Genomic DNA, 13,632 nt, shown 5'->3' on the forward strand with positions numbered 1-13,632 from the left:
ATCAGAGCACCAAACTTCTCGCGGGCTCCGATCAATCCCCTCTCCCTTCAGGGAGAGGGTTAGGGAGAGGGTGCTACCGGCCACTCCGGCGCTGAGCGTTGCCCTCTCCCCCGCCCTCTCCCTGAAGGGAGAGGGAGCTATCTGTGCCGGCGGCAAGTTCCGGCTTACTTCTGGTAAATCCTTCCACTCCGATCAGCCCGCTCTCCCTTGCATGAGAGGGCCAGGGGAAAGAGTGCTTCCAGACGCTCAGGCATCAGCCCCATGCCCCTGCGCCATCGCGACAACGACCTTGCGCGGCCCGCTGAACGGCGAGCGCGCGTGGGCGGCGAGCATGTTGTCGAGCATCAGCACGTCACCGCTGTACCAGGGGAAGCTCACCTTGGCCTCCTCCAGCACGCCGCGGACTTCGTCGAGTACCGAGGGTTCGATGGGGCTGCCGTCGCCGTAGTAGACGTTGCGCGGCAGGTCTTCCTCGTCGACGATTTCCAGCAGGCTCTCGCGTACTTCCGGTGGCAGGTTGGAGACGTGGAACAGGTGCGCCTGGTTGAACCAGACCCAGTCGCGGGTGACCGGGTGCTGCGCGACGGCCTGGCAGACCTGGCGAGTGCGCAGCTCGCCGTCTTCCTTCCACTCCCAGCCGATCTTGTGAGCCCTGCAATAGGCCTCGACCACGGCCGGATCGTCGCTGTTGAAGACCTGCTCCCAGGCCACGTCCAGGCCGTTGCCGAAGTTGCGCGTGTACATCAGCCCGCGCTCGGTGAAGCGGCGGCGGATGCCTTCATCCACCCGGCGGTAGATTTCACGGCTGTCGGCGATGGGGGTTTCGCCGCCGCTCTGCGCGGCCTGCACGCAGTAGAACCAGATCTTCATCGGCCACTCGCGGGTGTAGGCCTGTTCGTTGTGCAGCGGGATGTGCTGGTGCGGCGGGTATTCGGTGGAGGTGTACACGCCGCTGGTGACGTTGCTGCGCGGCGTAGAACCGAATTCGTAGTTGAGCAGCGGATGGCCGAAGCCGGCGGCGAACTCGCGGAAGCGCTCCGCCGCACCGACCTGGAAGCCACGGAAGAGAATGCCGGCGCACACCGGCAGGCGCTCTTCAACCAGCGGGCGCAGTTCGGCCAAGGCATCGAGCAGGCCGATACCCTCGCCGCGCGCCTGCACCAGCAACGGCAGGCCGCCGCGCGCTTCAACCAGGGGAGCGATATCGAACAGAGTGGAGGTAGGCATCTGGATTCTCCGCGAGGGGCACTCAGGCCAGCGCTGCGCTGGACGGTTTCCCCGGTTGCTGCAGGCGGCCGAGCATCAGTTCGAGCAGGCGCGCCTCGTCGGTGTTGATGAAGAAGTGGCCGCCTTCGAGCATCTCCAGGGAGAAACCGGCGCAGGTCTCGTCCTGCCAGGCCGACAGCGACTCGACGGACAACCGGTCGCCCTTGCCGCCGAACACATGGATCGGACAGGTCAGCTGCGGGTGCCGGCGGTAGTCGTAGCGGCCGCAGAGGAGGAAGTCGGCGCGCATCACCGGCAGGGTCAGGGAAAGCATCTCGGCATCGGCGAACACCGCCGCCGAGGTACCGCCCAGCCGCTGCATGCGTTCGATCAACTGCGCGTCGCTCTGCTCCTGGGCCAGTTCACGATGGCTGTCGCGGCGTGACGGCGCAGAGGCGGCCGAGGCGAACAGCGCCTGCGGCAGCGGCAGGCCGCGCTCGCGCAGGGCATGGGCCAGTTCGAAGACCAGCAGGCCGCCGAGGCTATGGCCGAACAGCGCGTAGGGCTGGTCCAGGCGCCCGGCGATCTCGTCGGCCAGCTGGCCGGCCAGCGCGCGCAGGTCGGTCTGCAGGCTTTCGGCGAAGCGCCGGCCGCGGCCGGGCAGCTCCACCGGGCAGACCTCGATCCACTCCGGTAACTGGCGCTTCCAGCGTGCATAGAGCATGGCGCTGGCGCCGGAGTACGGCAGGCAGAACAGACGCAGCACGGCTCAGTGCCCCGCTGCCTGGCCGTCCATCTTCTGTCGCAGGCTCAAGGGGCGCATGTCGGTCCAGTTCGCTTCGACGTAGGCCAGGCAATCGGCCTTGCTCCCCTGCTTGCCGGCTTCGCGCCAGCCGGCCGGGACTTCCTTGTAGTCCGGCCACAGCGAGTACTGCTCTTCGCCATTGACCAGCACCTTGTAAACCGCGTCTTCGCGATCGAAAGCCATTGCTCTTCTCCTCTCTCCAGATGGCGATGCCGGCGCTGGGCCATTACCCAGTTTTTCCAGCTCTGCCATGAAGACGAGGGAGGCAATGAAATAGTTAGTGTTCTCGGATGCGATTAATTCTCATAAGATATGCACCGGCGAAATTTCCTGGCTTGTCCTTCACCTGTAAGTCGAGAGTTCTGACGAATGGATGCGAACGAAAAATCTTCACACTCGTGTGGGAACCCTGTTCCAGAGCGAGTGTCGGACTCTTCCGAATAAATTGATAATAATTATCATTTGATCTAGATTGACCGCCTCAACCCATGTGGACGTCCCCGCCTCCGCCGCCGCATAGGAACACCTTGCATGTCCAAGCCAATGCCCGCCGAGTCGCGCCCCGCTCTCCACGAGCTGTTCGCCACCCACCGGCAGACCTTCATCAATGCGGCCGCACGCATCCTCGGCTGCCGCAGCCATGCCGAAGACGTGGTGCACGATGCGTATATCAAGCTCAATGCGAGCGACCTCACCCCCGGCATCCAGTCGCAGAGCGGATACCTGATGCGCGTGGTGCGCAACCTGGCCATCGATCTCTATCGCCGCCAGGCGCTGGAGAAGCGCTACTCGGGTAGCGAGGAAGAAGGCATGCACATCGCGACGCCGTCCGCGTCACCGGAAATGGAGCATGAGGACCGGCAGACCCTGGAAGCCATCTCCAGCGCGCTGCAGACGCTGCCCGAGCGCACCCGCTACGCCTTCGAGATGTACCGCCTGCACGGCCGCACGCAGAAGGAAATCGCCGAGGAACTGGGCGTCTCCCCGACCCTGGTGAACTTCATGGTGCGCGACGCGCTGATCCACTGCCGCAAGACCCTCAAGGGCCTGGAAGAAGGCCGCGGCTGATGCTCAGCCTTCCGCCGCCAGGGCGCGGAAGGTCGAGCGATACTGCTCCGGCGTGGTGCCCGACAGCCGCCGGAACATCGCGATGAACGCCGAGGGGCTGCTGTAGCCCAGGTTGAAGGCGATCTGCTGCACCCCCTCTCCCGATGCCAGCGCCTCGATGGCGGCAAGAAACCGCAAGCGCTGGCGCCATTCACCGAACGACATCCCCAACTCCCGCTGGCAGGCCCGCGCCAGGGTGCGCTCGGTGCTGTGCACGCGCTCGGCCCATTGCGCCAGGGTGCGGTTGTCGCCCGGTTCAGCCTGCAGCGCAGCCAGCACTTCGCCCAGCGCACCGCCATTGGCGTAGGGCAGGTAATCGTCGTGAGTCTGCGCGGCCTGCAACTGATCCATGACCACTTCGGCCAGGCGCTGGTCGGCAGCGCTCTGCGGGATGTTGACCCGGCGTGCGGCGAAGTCGGAGAGGATCGCCTTGAGGATGTCGCTGATCGCCAGGGTGCAAGGTGACTGCGGCAACTTGCTGGCTAGCTCGGCAGACACGTAGAGCGAGCGGTAGACGATGGCCTGGCGGTTGTAGCAGCTGTGTAAACGCCCCGGCGGCACCCAGACGGCGTACTGCGGCGGCGAGAGGAAGCGCTGGCCGTCCACTTCCAGTTCCATCACCCCATGGGACGCGTAATTGAGCTGGCCCCAGGCGTGGCGGTGGCTGGGCGAGTGGGTACCGGCATCGAACTCGTCGTAGCGGAAGTACAGATCGGCCGGCAGCCGGTCGATGTCAGGAAGGGGAAGCGGCAATACGCGGGTCATGTCCGAAAGCCGGGGTGGATTGTCCGGTTTTCATTATACGTCTCGATTCGGACGAGCGGACAATGGCAGTCGATTGTGGAGCACCCTCTCCCCAGCCCTGGCTACGCGCCCCGCTCCAAAGGGCGAGGGGGCCGTTCGGAGTGCAGCGCTACAACAGAGTCAGCCGGCGAGCACCGAATCATCCGCGCGCGCCAGACAGTCCCCTCTCCCGTCAGGGAGAGGGTGACGGAGAGGGGAAAAAACCCCGCGCCAAACCAAAACCTGAGACCTGCAAGAACCCATGAATTACCTGTTCCCCCTGCTGGCCGTGGTCATCTGGTCCGGCAATACCGTCGTCAACAAGCTCGCCGTAGGCCAGATCGCCCCAGCGGAAATCGGCTTCTTCCGCTGGCTGCTGGCCGGCGCGCTGCTGACCCCTTTCCTGCTACGCGCCACCCTCGCCCATTGGCCGGTGATCCGCGCCAACCTGGGCAGGATCGTCACCCTCGGCCTGCTCGGCATGGCGGTGTACCAATGCCTGGCGTACTACGCCGCCGCGCTGACCTCGGCAACCAACATGGGCATCATCCTGTCGCTGATGCCGCTGATGTCCCTCGCCCTGGCGTCGATCCTGCTGCGCCACAAGATGAGCGCCGCCGCGCTGCTGGGCGCGCTGGTGTCGCTGGGCGGTGTGCTGCTGGTGATCACCCAGGGCAACCCGCGACAACTGATCAGCCACGGCGTGAACCTGGGCGACGGCATGATGATCGTCGCCACCCTCGCCTACGGCGTCTATGGCGTGCTGCTGAAGAAGTGGAACCTGCCGCTGCCACCGCTGCTGATGCTCTATCTGCAGGTGCTGGTGGCCATCGTTGCGCTGGCCCCGCTGTATATCGCTTCGCCGCACCACGGCCTGACCACGGCCAACCTGCCGCTGGTGCTGTATGCCGGGCTGCTGGCCTCCATCGTTGGCGCGCTGGCCTGGATGCAGGGCGTGCAGCGCATGGGGCCGAGCCGCATGGCGCTGTTCTTCAACCTGCTGCCGGTGATCACCGCCGCCATCGCCGCCGTGGTGCTGGGCGAGCAGTTGACCAGCTACCACCTGATTGGTGGCGCGCTGATCCTGAGCGGCGTGTTGCTCGCCGAGCTGTGGCGGCCGCGGGAGAAACCCGCTGCCGCTGTTGGCGCCCGCTGACTCGGATGCTCCTACAAATTTACGCCGGAGCGGAACTCGGCCATGAGAGTGGCCACCAGCTCCGCCGCCGACATCTCCCGCGACAGCGGCGCGCCCTGCCCGGCCCATTGCACGGCAAAATCGCTGTTGCCCTTGGCGGTGGCTGCGGCGGTCAACGCCTTGGCGGCGTCATAGGTGATGGGGTAATCCGGCAACGCCGGCGCATCGGCCCTGCCCACGTCGGTGAACAGCCGATTCACCATCCCGCGAGCGGCGCGGCCGGAAATCGCCGCCGTCACCTCGGTGTGTTCTCCTCGTTCACCACGCAGGGCTGCCTTGAATGCGGCGTTGGCCGAGGACTCATTGGCGGAGATGAATGCCGTGCCCATCTGCACGGCCTGGGCGCCCAGTTCGAACACCGCGCGCATGCCCTGCCCATCCATGATTCCACCTGCCGCGATCACCGGCAGGCCTGTGCCTTTCACCAGCGTGCGGACCAGCGCGAAGGTGCCGATACGGGCGTCATTCTCCGGTTCGAACACGCCCCGGTGACCACCGGCCTCATAGCCTTGCGCGACGATCACATCGATGCCCGCCGCCTCGATGGCGCGGCCCTCTTCCAGGCAAGTGGCAGTCGCCAGCAGGCGGATGCCGGCGGCCTTCAGGCGATCGATCCAGTCCTGCGGCGGCAGGCCGAAGTGGAAGCTGACCACGGCCGGGCGCGCCTCGATGAGGAACTCCAGCATGTCCGGATCGGCCAGGAAGCTGCGATAGATCTCGGTGATCTGCTGCGGCGGCTGCGCATCGAACTCGGCGAACAGCGGGCGCAGGTGCTCCAGCCAGGCCGCCTCGCGTGCCGGATCGGCCACCGCCGGGCGGTGGCAGAACAGGTTGAGGTTGAGCGGCTTGTCGGTCAGCGCGCGGGTCTGCTCCAGCAGGGCGCGGGCCTGCGTCGCGTTGCTGGCGCCCAGGCCGATGGAACCCAGCCCGCCGGCATTGGAAACCGCCGCGGCCAGCGCCGGGGTGGACACGCCAACCATGGGTGCCTGGATGATGGGGAGCTGGATGCCGAGCAGATCGGTGATGCGCATGACGGGGTCCTCAACGTCAGGGGCGGCGAAGTCGCCGTTTGGCCTGTGATGGCTTGACTTAAAATCTCATAAAGAGAATATTCGTCGCAACATATTCTCTATTGAAGATTAATCATGGATCTCTCCAGCCTGGAAATCTTCCGTTGCGTGGCCGAGGAACAGAGCGTCACCCGCGCTGCGTCCCGCCTGCAGCGCGTGCAATCGAACGTCACCACACGCATCCGCCAGCTCGAGGAAGACCTTGGCGCGGCGCTGTTCCTGCGCGACGGCAAGCGCATGACGCTGACCGACCAGGGCCGCGACTTTCTCCGCTACGCCGAGCAATTGCTCGCCCTCGCCACCGAAGCCCGCCAGTCGCTGCACCCGAGCAGCGCCACCGGCAGCCTGCGCCTGGGCAGCATGGAGGCCGCCGCCGCCAGCCGGCTACCGGAAATCCTGGCGCGCTTTCACCGGGCCTATCCCGACGTGGAGTTGCACATCACCACCGGCCATAGCCAGAAGCTGATCAATGAAGTGCTGAACCGCCAGCTCGACTGCGCGCTGATCTCCCATCCGGACATCCTCCACGCCGAACCCGGCTTCGAATCGCTGCTGGAGCGCGGCCTGTGCGCCGAACCGGTGTTCCGCGAGGAGTTGCTGCTGGTGCTGCCTGGCGACCATCCACCGGTAACCCGGCCCGAGGATGTGCAGATCCGCACGCTGGTGGGCTTCGCCCGTGGTTGCACTTACCGCCAGTTGCTGGAGCGCTGGTTGAAGGGAGCGTCGCTCGCCGTGCAGGAGGTCGGTTCGTACCATGGCATCCTCGCCTGCGTTAACGCCGGTTCCTGCTTTGGCGTGCTGCCTCGTTCAGTGCTGGAGCTGCATCGGGATATGCCGGCCCTGCAGGTGGTGCCGCTGCTGGAAGTGGACACCTTGCTGATCTGGCGCGAAGGCTATGCCACCGGCGCCTTCCAGCGCTGGCGGGAAGCCCTCGAGGCACGCCCGTGAGCCGCACCCGCCGCCTGCCCGCGGCGCTGTCGGCAGCACTGATCCTTGCCGTGGGCATGGGCTTTGGTCGGTTTGCCTTTACCGGGCTCTACCCGCTGATGGTGCGCGACGGCGTGCTCAGCGTCACCGGCGGCTCGCTGGCGGCCTCGGCCAATTACGCCGGCTACCTGCTGGGCGCGCTGCTGCTGGCGCGCAGCCACGAACGACATGCGGCACGCATCTGCCTGATCGCCCTGGTCGGGACCTTGGCCGCCCTCGCCGCCATGGCCATTCCGGCACCCGCCTGGTTTGCCGTCGGCGTGCGCCTGCTGGCGGGCGTGCTCACGGCCATGGTGCTGGTCAGCGCGGCGCAATGGCTGTTGCAGAGCATGGGCGAAAGCCATGGCGCACCAATGATGTTCGCCGGCGTGGGCGTCGGCATCCTGGTCTCGGCGGAACTGATTGCCGCCGGCAACGCCTTCAGCCTGGGCAGTGCCGCGATCTGGTGCGTACTGGCGCTGGCCGGGCTGGTGCTGTCGCTGCTGGCCACCCCCGCGCTGGGCCGCGCAGCACCGACTGCGCCGCAGCAGACAACGAACGGTACGGGACCAATGCCCGAGCTGTCCGCGTTGATCATCCTGCTGGTCTACGGCCTGGCCGGCTTCGGCTACATCATCACCGCCACCTACCTGCCATTGCTGATGAAGAGCGGCCTGGGCGCCATCGACCCGCTGCAGGTCTGGGCCGCCTTCGGCCTGGGTGCGGCACCGTCGTGTTTCCTCTGGCATCGGCTGCACGTGAGGCTCGGTGGCCGTCGCGCATTGGCGTTGAACCTGCTGGTGCAGGCCATCGGTGTGATGCTGCCGGCACTGGGCGAGTCGGCCTTCCTTTATCTGGGCAGCGCGGTGCTGGTGGGTGGCAGCTTCATGGGCACCGTGACCATCGCCATGCCGGCGGCCCGCGCGGTGGCCGCGCAGGTGCGCTTCAACATGCTGGCGGCGATGACGGCGCTGTATGGCGTCGGGCAGATCGCCGGGCCACTGGCCGCCAGTGCGTTGCGTGGGTTGACCGGCAGCTTCATTCCGGCCCTGGGCGCCGCCGCCAGCGCCCTGCTGATCGGCGCGCTGTGCTGCCTGCCACTGCGCCGCACGATATCCTGCAGGAGCGAGCTTGCTCGCGAATAGCCTCAACACTGCCGCTGCCTGGAACTCCTTTCGCGAGCACGCTCGCTCCTACATAGAGCAGCCGACGTCGCGCCTGTTCAGGCCGGCGGCTGCTGGCGGAAGGACACGCCCAGGCGATTCCACACGTTGATGGCGCCGATGGCCACGGTGAGGTCAACCAGTTCGCGTTCGCTGAACTGCTCGCGGGCGAGCTGGAAAACCTCCAGCGGCACTTTCGACTCGGACAGCAGCGTCACCGACTCGCTCCAGGCCAGCGCCGCGCGCTCACGCTCGGTGAAGAACGGCGATTCACGCCACACGCTGACGGCGAACAGGCGGCGCTCGGTCTCGCCATTGCGGCGCGCCTCCATGGCGTGCATGTCGGCACAGAAGGCGCAGTTGTTCACCTGCGACACGCGCAGGCGCACCAGTTCCAGCAGTGGCTTCTCCACCGACAGCTCGAAGATGGCGGCTTCCAGCGCCAGCACTGCCTTCAGCGCTTCCGGCGAGGCAGTGTAGTAATCCAGACGCGGCTCCATGACGGGAACTCCAGACGATGACCCGGCCATTGTGCGCCGGCGCCTCGCCCCGAGAGGTGGCCAATCCGCGGAAATTGCACCGCGCAACTTCACCACGGCCAATGCCGGCGCTACGCTTGCGCGACCGCCCTGCCCCGGAGTTCGCCCTTGGAGCTGCACCTGATCATCCACGGCCAGAAAGATCTCGCCGGGCAACTCTATCGCCAGCTGCACGAAGCCATCGACTCCGGCCGCCTCGCCGCCGGCACCCGCCTGCCGCCCAGCCGCCTGCTTGCCGAGCAGTTGGGTATCTCGCGCAAGACCATCTCCGACACCTACGCCCAGCTCACCTATGAAGGCGTGCTGGTGGGCAAGATCGGCAGCGGCACCTTCGTCAACACGCACCTGCCGCGGCATGACCGGCGCCAGGATGGCGTGCGCTTCGCCAGCCAGGAAAACATCGAGCGCTGGTGCAACCTCGACACCCGCCTGCGCCACCCCGGCGCCACCGGCACGGCGAAGGCCGACTTCATCGGCGGCGCCACCACCCAGTTGCAGTTCCCCCAGGAAGAATGGCGGCGCTGCGTGAACCATGCGCTGCGCCAGATGGCCGGCATGCGCGGGCACTACAGCGCCCCCGAAGGCATCGCGCCGTTGCGCGATGGCATTGCCCGGCACATCTCCTATGCACGCGGGGTGAACTGCCAGCTGGACGACGTGATGGTCTGCAATGGCGCGCAGCAGGCGCTGGACCTGCTTGCCCGCATCATGCTGCGGCCGGGTGACAAGGTCGCGATGGAAGACCCCGGCTATACCCCGGCGCGGCTGATCTTCCAGACCCTGGGGGCCGACGTGGCCAGCGTGCCGGTGGACGCCGAGGGCATCTGCGTTGACCTGATTCCCGAAGGCACGCGGATGATCTACACCACCCCGTCGCACCAGTTCCCGCTGGGCATGCCGATGAGCCCGGCGCGCCGCGAGGCGCTGCTGGCGCGGGCGCTGGAGCTGGGCGCGCTGGTGATCGAGGACGACTACGACAGCGAGTTCCGCTACGAAGGCCGGCCCACCGATGCGCTGCAGAGCCTCGACCGTCACGGCGTGGTGGCCTACATCGGAACGTTCTCCAAGGTGCTGCTGCCGGAGCTGCGCCTGGGCTATCTGATCCCGCCGCCCAGCCTGTTCCCGGCGCTGGTGCGCGCCCGGCAGATCAGCGACTGGCACAGCTCGACCCTGCCGCAATGGGCGCTTTCCAAGTTCATCGCCGAAGGCTACCTGCTCAAGCACATCCGCCGTTGCCACGGCATCTACGCCGGGCGCCGCGAACGGATACTCGCGCGACTGACCGGCGACCTGGCGCCCTGGCTGGAGGTGGTGCCCTCGGTGGCCGGCTTCCACCTCACCGCGCTGCTGCGCCAGCCAACCAACGTGGCGCTGCTCACCGAACTGGCGCGCAAGGTCGAAGTCGGCCTCTACGGCCTGGCGCCCTTCCACCACCAGGTGCCGGTGCGCGACGGCCTGCTGCTGGGCTTCGGCGCCATCGACACGCTGGATATCGACCCGGCGCTGGACAAGGTGCGCGACCTGTTGCAGCAGTTGGCCTGAGCCATACCATCATGCCCAGCGAGCGTAGGAGCGGACTCTGTCCGCTCCTACGCACAGCCCCCTCACATGCTGGGCCTTTGTAGGAGCGAGCTTGCTCGCGAACCGCATGGCACGGAGCTTGTTCGCGAGCAAGCTCGCTCCTACAGGTCCGTCACGCGGGGCGTATTGGCCCAACGGTTTTCCCGGGAATTGGCAGTTCATGCGCAGACGGCGCGGCCGTAACCTTCCAGCATCGGTTTTGAAAGCCGGTTCCGGCCTTTACCGGATGCCGGCGCCAGCGCCCAATGGCCATCCATTGCAGAAGGAGCCCCGCCATGTCCCCGTCCGCCATTGCCATCGTCCGCGTCCAGGCATTTCCCGGCCAGGCCAGCGCGCTGGGCTCCTACCTGGGCGAGCTGCTCGAACAGGTGCGCCGCCAACCGGGCTGCCAGTCCGGTGAACTGCAGGCGCTGGCCGCCGACCGCTGGCAGGTATCGACCTGCTGGGCCAGCCAGGCCGAGCTGGAGGCACACCTGTCCGGCCCGAAAGCACAACAGTGGCTCGGCCAGCTCGGCAGTGGTGAATTGGCGCTGGGGCTGGAGTTCGAGAGCCGCAGCGCCGAGTGACTCAGAACGGCGAGCGCACCACGCCGCCGTCCACCCGCAATGCCGCGCCATTGGTGGCCGACGATGCCTCGGAGCAGACGTAGACCACCAGGTTGGCCACCTCTTCCGGGCGCGCGAAGCGCTGCAGCAGGGAGCTGGGCCGCGCACTGCGGAAGAACTCGGCCTCGAACTCCGCGAACGGCTGGCCGCCGGAGAGTTTCTCGACGAACTCGTTGACGCCCTCGGAGGCGGTCGGCCCCGGCAGCACCGCGTTCACCGTCACGCCGGTGCCGGCGCAGGTCTCCGCCAGTCCGCGGGACAGGCTGAGCTGGGCGGTCTTGGTGACGCCGTAGTGGATCATTTCCACCGGGATCACCATGCCGCTTTCGCTGCTGATGAACACCACCCGGCCCCAGTTCTTCTGCTTCATGCCCGGCAGGTAGGCGCGGGACAAGCGGACGCCGGAGAGCAGGTTGACGTCGAGGAAGCGCACCCAGTCCTCGTCCGGGATGTCCTCGAAGGGCTTGGGGTCGAAGATGCCGAGGTTGTTCACCAGCACGTCCACCGCCGGATAGCGCTGCACCAGCGCGGCAACCTGCTGCGGATCGGAAAGATCGCCGGCGAAGCCTTCCACCTTGGCGTCCGCCTGGGCGGCGCGGATGCGCCCCAGCGCCTCGTCCACGGAAGCCTGGCTGCGGCCATTGAGGATCACCCTCGCCCCTTCGCGGGCCAGGCCCTGGGCAATGGCGAAACCGATGCCCTTGGTCGAACCGCTGACCAGGGCGAGCTTGTCGGACAAATGCAGGTTCATGGGATATCTCCGGGGCGGAAGAATGAGGCGGGCGCGGCATCGCAACCTGGGCCCGTGGACGGAACAGGATAGATGAAGGCCCGCAAGGCGCAGGCCTCAATGGTCGGAAGGCGTTTCAGGCTTGGCCGGCGCCGCGTGCCATTGCTCCCTGGGGACCCATTTCGCTTCCTGCGGATCGCCCAGGTAGTGCGGCGACATGATCTGCACGCCGTACTCGTTGAACACGTCCTGGATATTCGCGTGCAGTACGCTCAGCAGCAGTGCGCGCGGGCGCGGCTCGCTGGGGATGGCCTGGGCGACCAGGCGGTATTCGGGGTAGAAGTCCGACAACGCGGTCTGGAACACCTGCGGCGCCGGGGTTTGCAGGATCCCGTCGGTGCGCCGCGCCGCTTCGATGAGCATGGCCTCCACCTGCCGCCACGGGGTGTCGTAGCCAATGGTAACCACGGTATCCACCACGTAGCCCTGGCCCTGGACGATGCGCGAATAGTTGCGTGTCACGGAGCCGGTGATCATCGAATTGGGCAGTGTCAGCACCTCGCCCAGGCCGGTGCGGATGGTGGTGTTGAACACTCCGACCTCGGTCACCGTGCCCTCGTTGTCGCCAATGCGGACGAACTCGCCCACCCGTAGCGTGCGCGAGTAGGTGAGGATCAGCCCCGAGGCAGCCTGGCCGATCACACTGGAAGCGCCGAGGGAAATCATCAGGCCGACCAGCACCGACAGGCCCTTGAAGGCTTCGGTGCCGGAGCCGGGCAGATACGGGTAGGCCATGACAATGGCGAACAGCCAGATCGCCAGGGAGGTCAGCCGCGTGGTCGGCTGCAGGGTTTCCTCGGTCAGCCAGCGCAGGTTGCCCGGCCGTGCCATGCGTTGCAGTACATGGCGGGAGAAACCGCTGATGGCGCGGGCGATGATCAGGATGCACAAGGCGACTGCCAGCCCCGGCAGCGCATCGAGCATGCCATTGATCAGGTACCGCGCGAGGTTGATCAGATGCACATTGAGGCTCTCGCCCCAGGGTCGGGTATAGGGGAAGCGCGACAGCACGAAGCTCAGCCACTGGTAGCTGAAGAGGAACACCAGCAGCCAGTAGACCAGCCAGATCAACCGGCCCACCAGGTAATAGAGGTAGCGGCTGCCCAGCAGGGGCGTCTGGCCGACCTTGAGACGGCCGCTGTGCCGGCTCATCACGTCGGGCAGTCGATTCAGCAGTTTGCCCCGCACATAACCGACGCCGCGCAGCAGCAACAGGTAGGCCAAGGTGGCCACTGCCGCCAGCCCCAGCGCGCTGAGCAGATAGCGCACGCTGCCCGCTTCGCGATTCTCGGCCACCGCAAGGCGCAGGTTGGCGGCGGCCGCCTCGGCGGCGCCACGCACCGAACTGCCCGGCGGGTCGACATCCTCGGGCGAAATGATGAAGGCGCGGCTATAGCCGAGCAGGACCATGTAGCTGTCCTGGATCGGGTCGAGATTCACCTTCAGCTCATCGCCCCCCTGCAGGGCTTCCTCGATGGTCGCCTTGGCGCGGTGCGCGCGCACCTGCGGTGACTCGCCGAGCAGCGTGGCGCGGAACACCAGGATGTTACGATTTTCGACTTTCAGCTCCGCGGCGGCATCGTCGGCAGCGCGGACCGCCGTAGCCGGCATTTCGGCGGCGATCCCGGCGTGCGCCCACAGCCCTGCCAGCCCTATCAGCAGCAGACACCTGCCCAGCATTTTCCCCATCCCCAACCCCCGGCGCTCCGGCGCCCTGCTCCGGTCTCTCATGGACCGCTCGCTCAAGCGTAGCCAAAGTCGGAATAGGCGTCTGACGGGCGGCGAAATGCCGCTATGTAGGAGCCATTCGTCTGGAAGCCGC

At 66.7% G+C, this 13,632-nt stretch carries 14 protein-coding genes; 6 read left to right on the forward strand and 8 right to left on the reverse strand.

Going from position 1 to position 13,632, the window contains the following annotated elements:
- Positions 1–246: 246 nt before the first annotated feature.
- The 3 genes from RS899_RS13050 to RS899_RS13060 are packed head-to-tail and all read right to left on the reverse strand — an operon-like array spanning position 247 to position 2,194.
- The gene (locus tag RS899_RS13050; RefSeq protein ID WP_315810150.1) at positions 247–1,227 is read right to left on the reverse strand and encodes a TauD/TfdA family dioxygenase; all 981 of its coding nucleotides are present in this window, start codon (positions 1,225–1,227) and stop codon (positions 247–249) included.
- A 22-nt stretch (positions 1,228–1,249) separates the two neighbouring features.
- Positions 1,250–1,930, reverse strand: a complete 681-nt coding sequence (locus tag RS899_RS13055; RefSeq protein ID WP_315810434.1) for a thioesterase II family protein — start codon at positions 1,928–1,930, stop codon at positions 1,250–1,252.
- A gap of 45 nt (positions 1,931–1,975) precedes the next feature.
- Positions 1,976–2,194, reverse strand: coding sequence for an MbtH family protein (locus RS899_RS13060; protein WP_054907077.1), 219 nt, complete (start codon positions 2,192–2,194; stop codon positions 1,976–1,978).
- 348 nt (positions 2,195–2,542) lie between these two features.
- Here RS899_RS13060 and RS899_RS13065 point away from each other — a divergent pair, with 348 nt between their 5' ends.
- Positions 2,543–3,079 (forward strand): RNA polymerase factor sigma-70, encoded by a 537-nt coding sequence (locus RS899_RS13065; RefSeq protein ID WP_054907078.1) that lies wholly within the window; start codon positions 2,543–2,545, stop codon positions 3,077–3,079.
- A 3-nt stretch (positions 3,080–3,082) separates the two neighbouring features.
- On the opposite strand, the gene RS899_RS13070 is transcribed toward RS899_RS13065, so the two are convergent.
- On the reverse strand, positions 3,083–3,883 hold the full coding sequence (locus RS899_RS13070; protein WP_315810151.1) for a helix-turn-helix transcriptional regulator: 801 nt from the start codon (positions 3,881–3,883) through the stop codon (positions 3,083–3,085).
- Positions 3,884–4,163: 280 nt separating this feature from the next.
- On the opposite strand from RS899_RS13070, the gene RS899_RS13075 reads away from it, so the two are divergent.
- Positions 4,164–5,057 (forward strand): DMT family transporter, encoded by an 894-nt coding sequence (locus RS899_RS13075; RefSeq protein ID WP_315810152.1) that lies wholly within the window; start codon positions 4,164–4,166, stop codon positions 5,055–5,057.
- Positions 5,058–5,068: 11 nt separating this feature from the next.
- Here the strand turns inward: RS899_RS13075 and RS899_RS13080 are convergent, their stop codons facing one another.
- The gene (locus RS899_RS13080; RefSeq protein ID WP_315810153.1) at positions 5,069–6,127 is read right to left on the reverse strand and encodes a nitronate monooxygenase; all 1,059 of its coding nucleotides are present in this window, start codon (positions 6,125–6,127) and stop codon (positions 5,069–5,071) included.
- Between the two features lie 114 nt (positions 6,128–6,241).
- Here RS899_RS13080 and RS899_RS13085 point away from each other — a divergent pair, with 114 nt between their 5' ends.
- Both RS899_RS13085 and RS899_RS13090 read left to right on the forward strand, forming a co-directional pair.
- A complete protein-coding gene (locus RS899_RS13085; protein ID WP_315810154.1) occupies positions 6,242–7,114 on the forward strand; it encodes a LysR substrate-binding domain-containing protein in 873 nt (290 codons plus the stop codon).
- Entirely contained in the window at positions 7,111–8,277 is a 1,167-nt protein-coding gene (locus RS899_RS13090) for a YbfB/YjiJ family MFS transporter (protein ID WP_315810155.1), read from the forward strand. Before RS899_RS13085 ends, RS899_RS13090 begins: the two co-directional genes overlap by 4 nt.
- 77 nt (positions 8,278–8,354) lie before the next feature.
- On the opposite strand, the gene RS899_RS13095 is transcribed toward RS899_RS13090, so the two are convergent.
- Entirely contained in the window at positions 8,355–8,795 is a 441-nt protein-coding gene (locus RS899_RS13095; protein WP_054907083.1) for a carboxymuconolactone decarboxylase family protein, read from the reverse strand.
- Positions 8,796–8,942: 147 nt separating this feature from the next.
- Between RS899_RS13095 and RS899_RS13100 the strand changes: the two genes are divergently transcribed.
- Together RS899_RS13100 and RS899_RS13105 are read left to right on the forward strand one after the other, a co-directional pair.
- A complete protein-coding gene (locus RS899_RS13100; protein WP_315810156.1) occupies positions 8,943–10,376 on the forward strand; it encodes a PLP-dependent aminotransferase family protein in 1,434 nt (477 codons plus the stop codon).
- 314 nt (positions 10,377–10,690) lie between these two features.
- Positions 10,691–10,981: a putative quinol monooxygenase gene (locus RS899_RS13105; protein WP_054907085.1), complete on the forward strand. Its 291-nt coding sequence runs from the start codon at positions 10,691–10,693 to the stop codon at positions 10,979–10,981.
- 1 nt (position 10,982) lies between these two features.
- On the opposite strand, the gene RS899_RS13110 is transcribed toward RS899_RS13105, so the two are convergent.
- Both RS899_RS13110 and RS899_RS13115 read right to left on the reverse strand, forming a co-directional pair.
- The gene (locus tag RS899_RS13110) at positions 10,983–11,771 is read right to left on the reverse strand and encodes an SDR family NAD(P)-dependent oxidoreductase (protein ID WP_054907086.1); all 789 of its coding nucleotides are present in this window, start codon (positions 11,769–11,771) and stop codon (positions 10,983–10,985) included.
- 96 nt (positions 11,772–11,867) lie between these two features.
- Positions 11,868–13,421 carry a mechanosensitive ion channel family protein gene (locus tag RS899_RS13115; RefSeq protein WP_315810435.1) on the reverse strand — a complete coding sequence of 518 codons (1,554 nt, stop codon included), beginning with the start codon at positions 13,419–13,421 and terminating at the stop codon, positions 11,868–11,870.
- Between the last annotated feature and the right edge of the window lie 211 nt (positions 13,422–13,632).

Origin of the sequence: Pseudomonas sp. C9-3 (genome assembly GCF_032392015.1) — a bacterium.
In the GTDB taxonomy this organism is placed as follows: domain Bacteria; phylum Pseudomonadota; class Gammaproteobacteria; order Pseudomonadales; family Pseudomonadaceae; genus Pseudomonas; species Pseudomonas nitroreducens.

Coding starts and splice junctions, on each gene's coding strand:
- RS899_RS13050 (WP_315810150.1), bottom strand. CDS start 1,227: ATGCCTACCTCCACTCTGTTCGATATCGCTCCCCTGGTTGAAGCGCGC.
- RS899_RS13055 (WP_315810434.1), bottom strand. CDS start 1,930: ATGCTCTATGCACGCTGGAAGCGCCAGTTACCGGAGTGGATCGAGGTC.
- RS899_RS13060 (WP_054907077.1), bottom strand. CDS start 2,194: ATGGCTTTCGATCGCGAAGACGCGGTTTACAAGGTGCTGGTCAATGGC.
- RS899_RS13065 (WP_054907078.1), top strand. CDS start 2,543: ATGTCCAAGCCAATGCCCGCCGAGTCGCGCCCCGCTCTCCACGAGCTG.
- RS899_RS13070 (WP_315810151.1), bottom strand. CDS start 3,883: ATGACCCGCGTATTGCCGCTTCCCCTTCCTGACATCGACCGGCTGCCG.
- RS899_RS13075 (WP_315810152.1), top strand. CDS start 4,164: ATGAATTACCTGTTCCCCCTGCTGGCCGTGGTCATCTGGTCCGGCAAT.
- RS899_RS13080 (WP_315810153.1), bottom strand. CDS start 6,127: ATGCGCATCACCGATCTGCTCGGCATCCAGCTCCCCATCATCCAGGCA.
- RS899_RS13085 (WP_315810154.1), top strand. CDS start 6,242: ATGGATCTCTCCAGCCTGGAAATCTTCCGTTGCGTGGCCGAGGAACAG.
- RS899_RS13095 (WP_054907083.1), bottom strand. CDS start 8,795: ATGGAGCCGCGTCTGGATTACTACACTGCCTCGCCGGAAGCGCTGAAG.
- RS899_RS13105 (WP_054907085.1), top strand. CDS start 10,691: ATGTCCCCGTCCGCCATTGCCATCGTCCGCGTCCAGGCATTTCCCGGC.
- RS899_RS13110 (WP_054907086.1), bottom strand. CDS start 11,771: ATGAACCTGCATTTGTCCGACAAGCTCGCCCTGGTCAGCGGTTCGACC.
- RS899_RS13115 (WP_315810435.1), bottom strand. CDS start 13,421: ATGCCGGCTACGGCGGTCCGCGCTGCCGACGATGCCGCCGCGGAGCTG.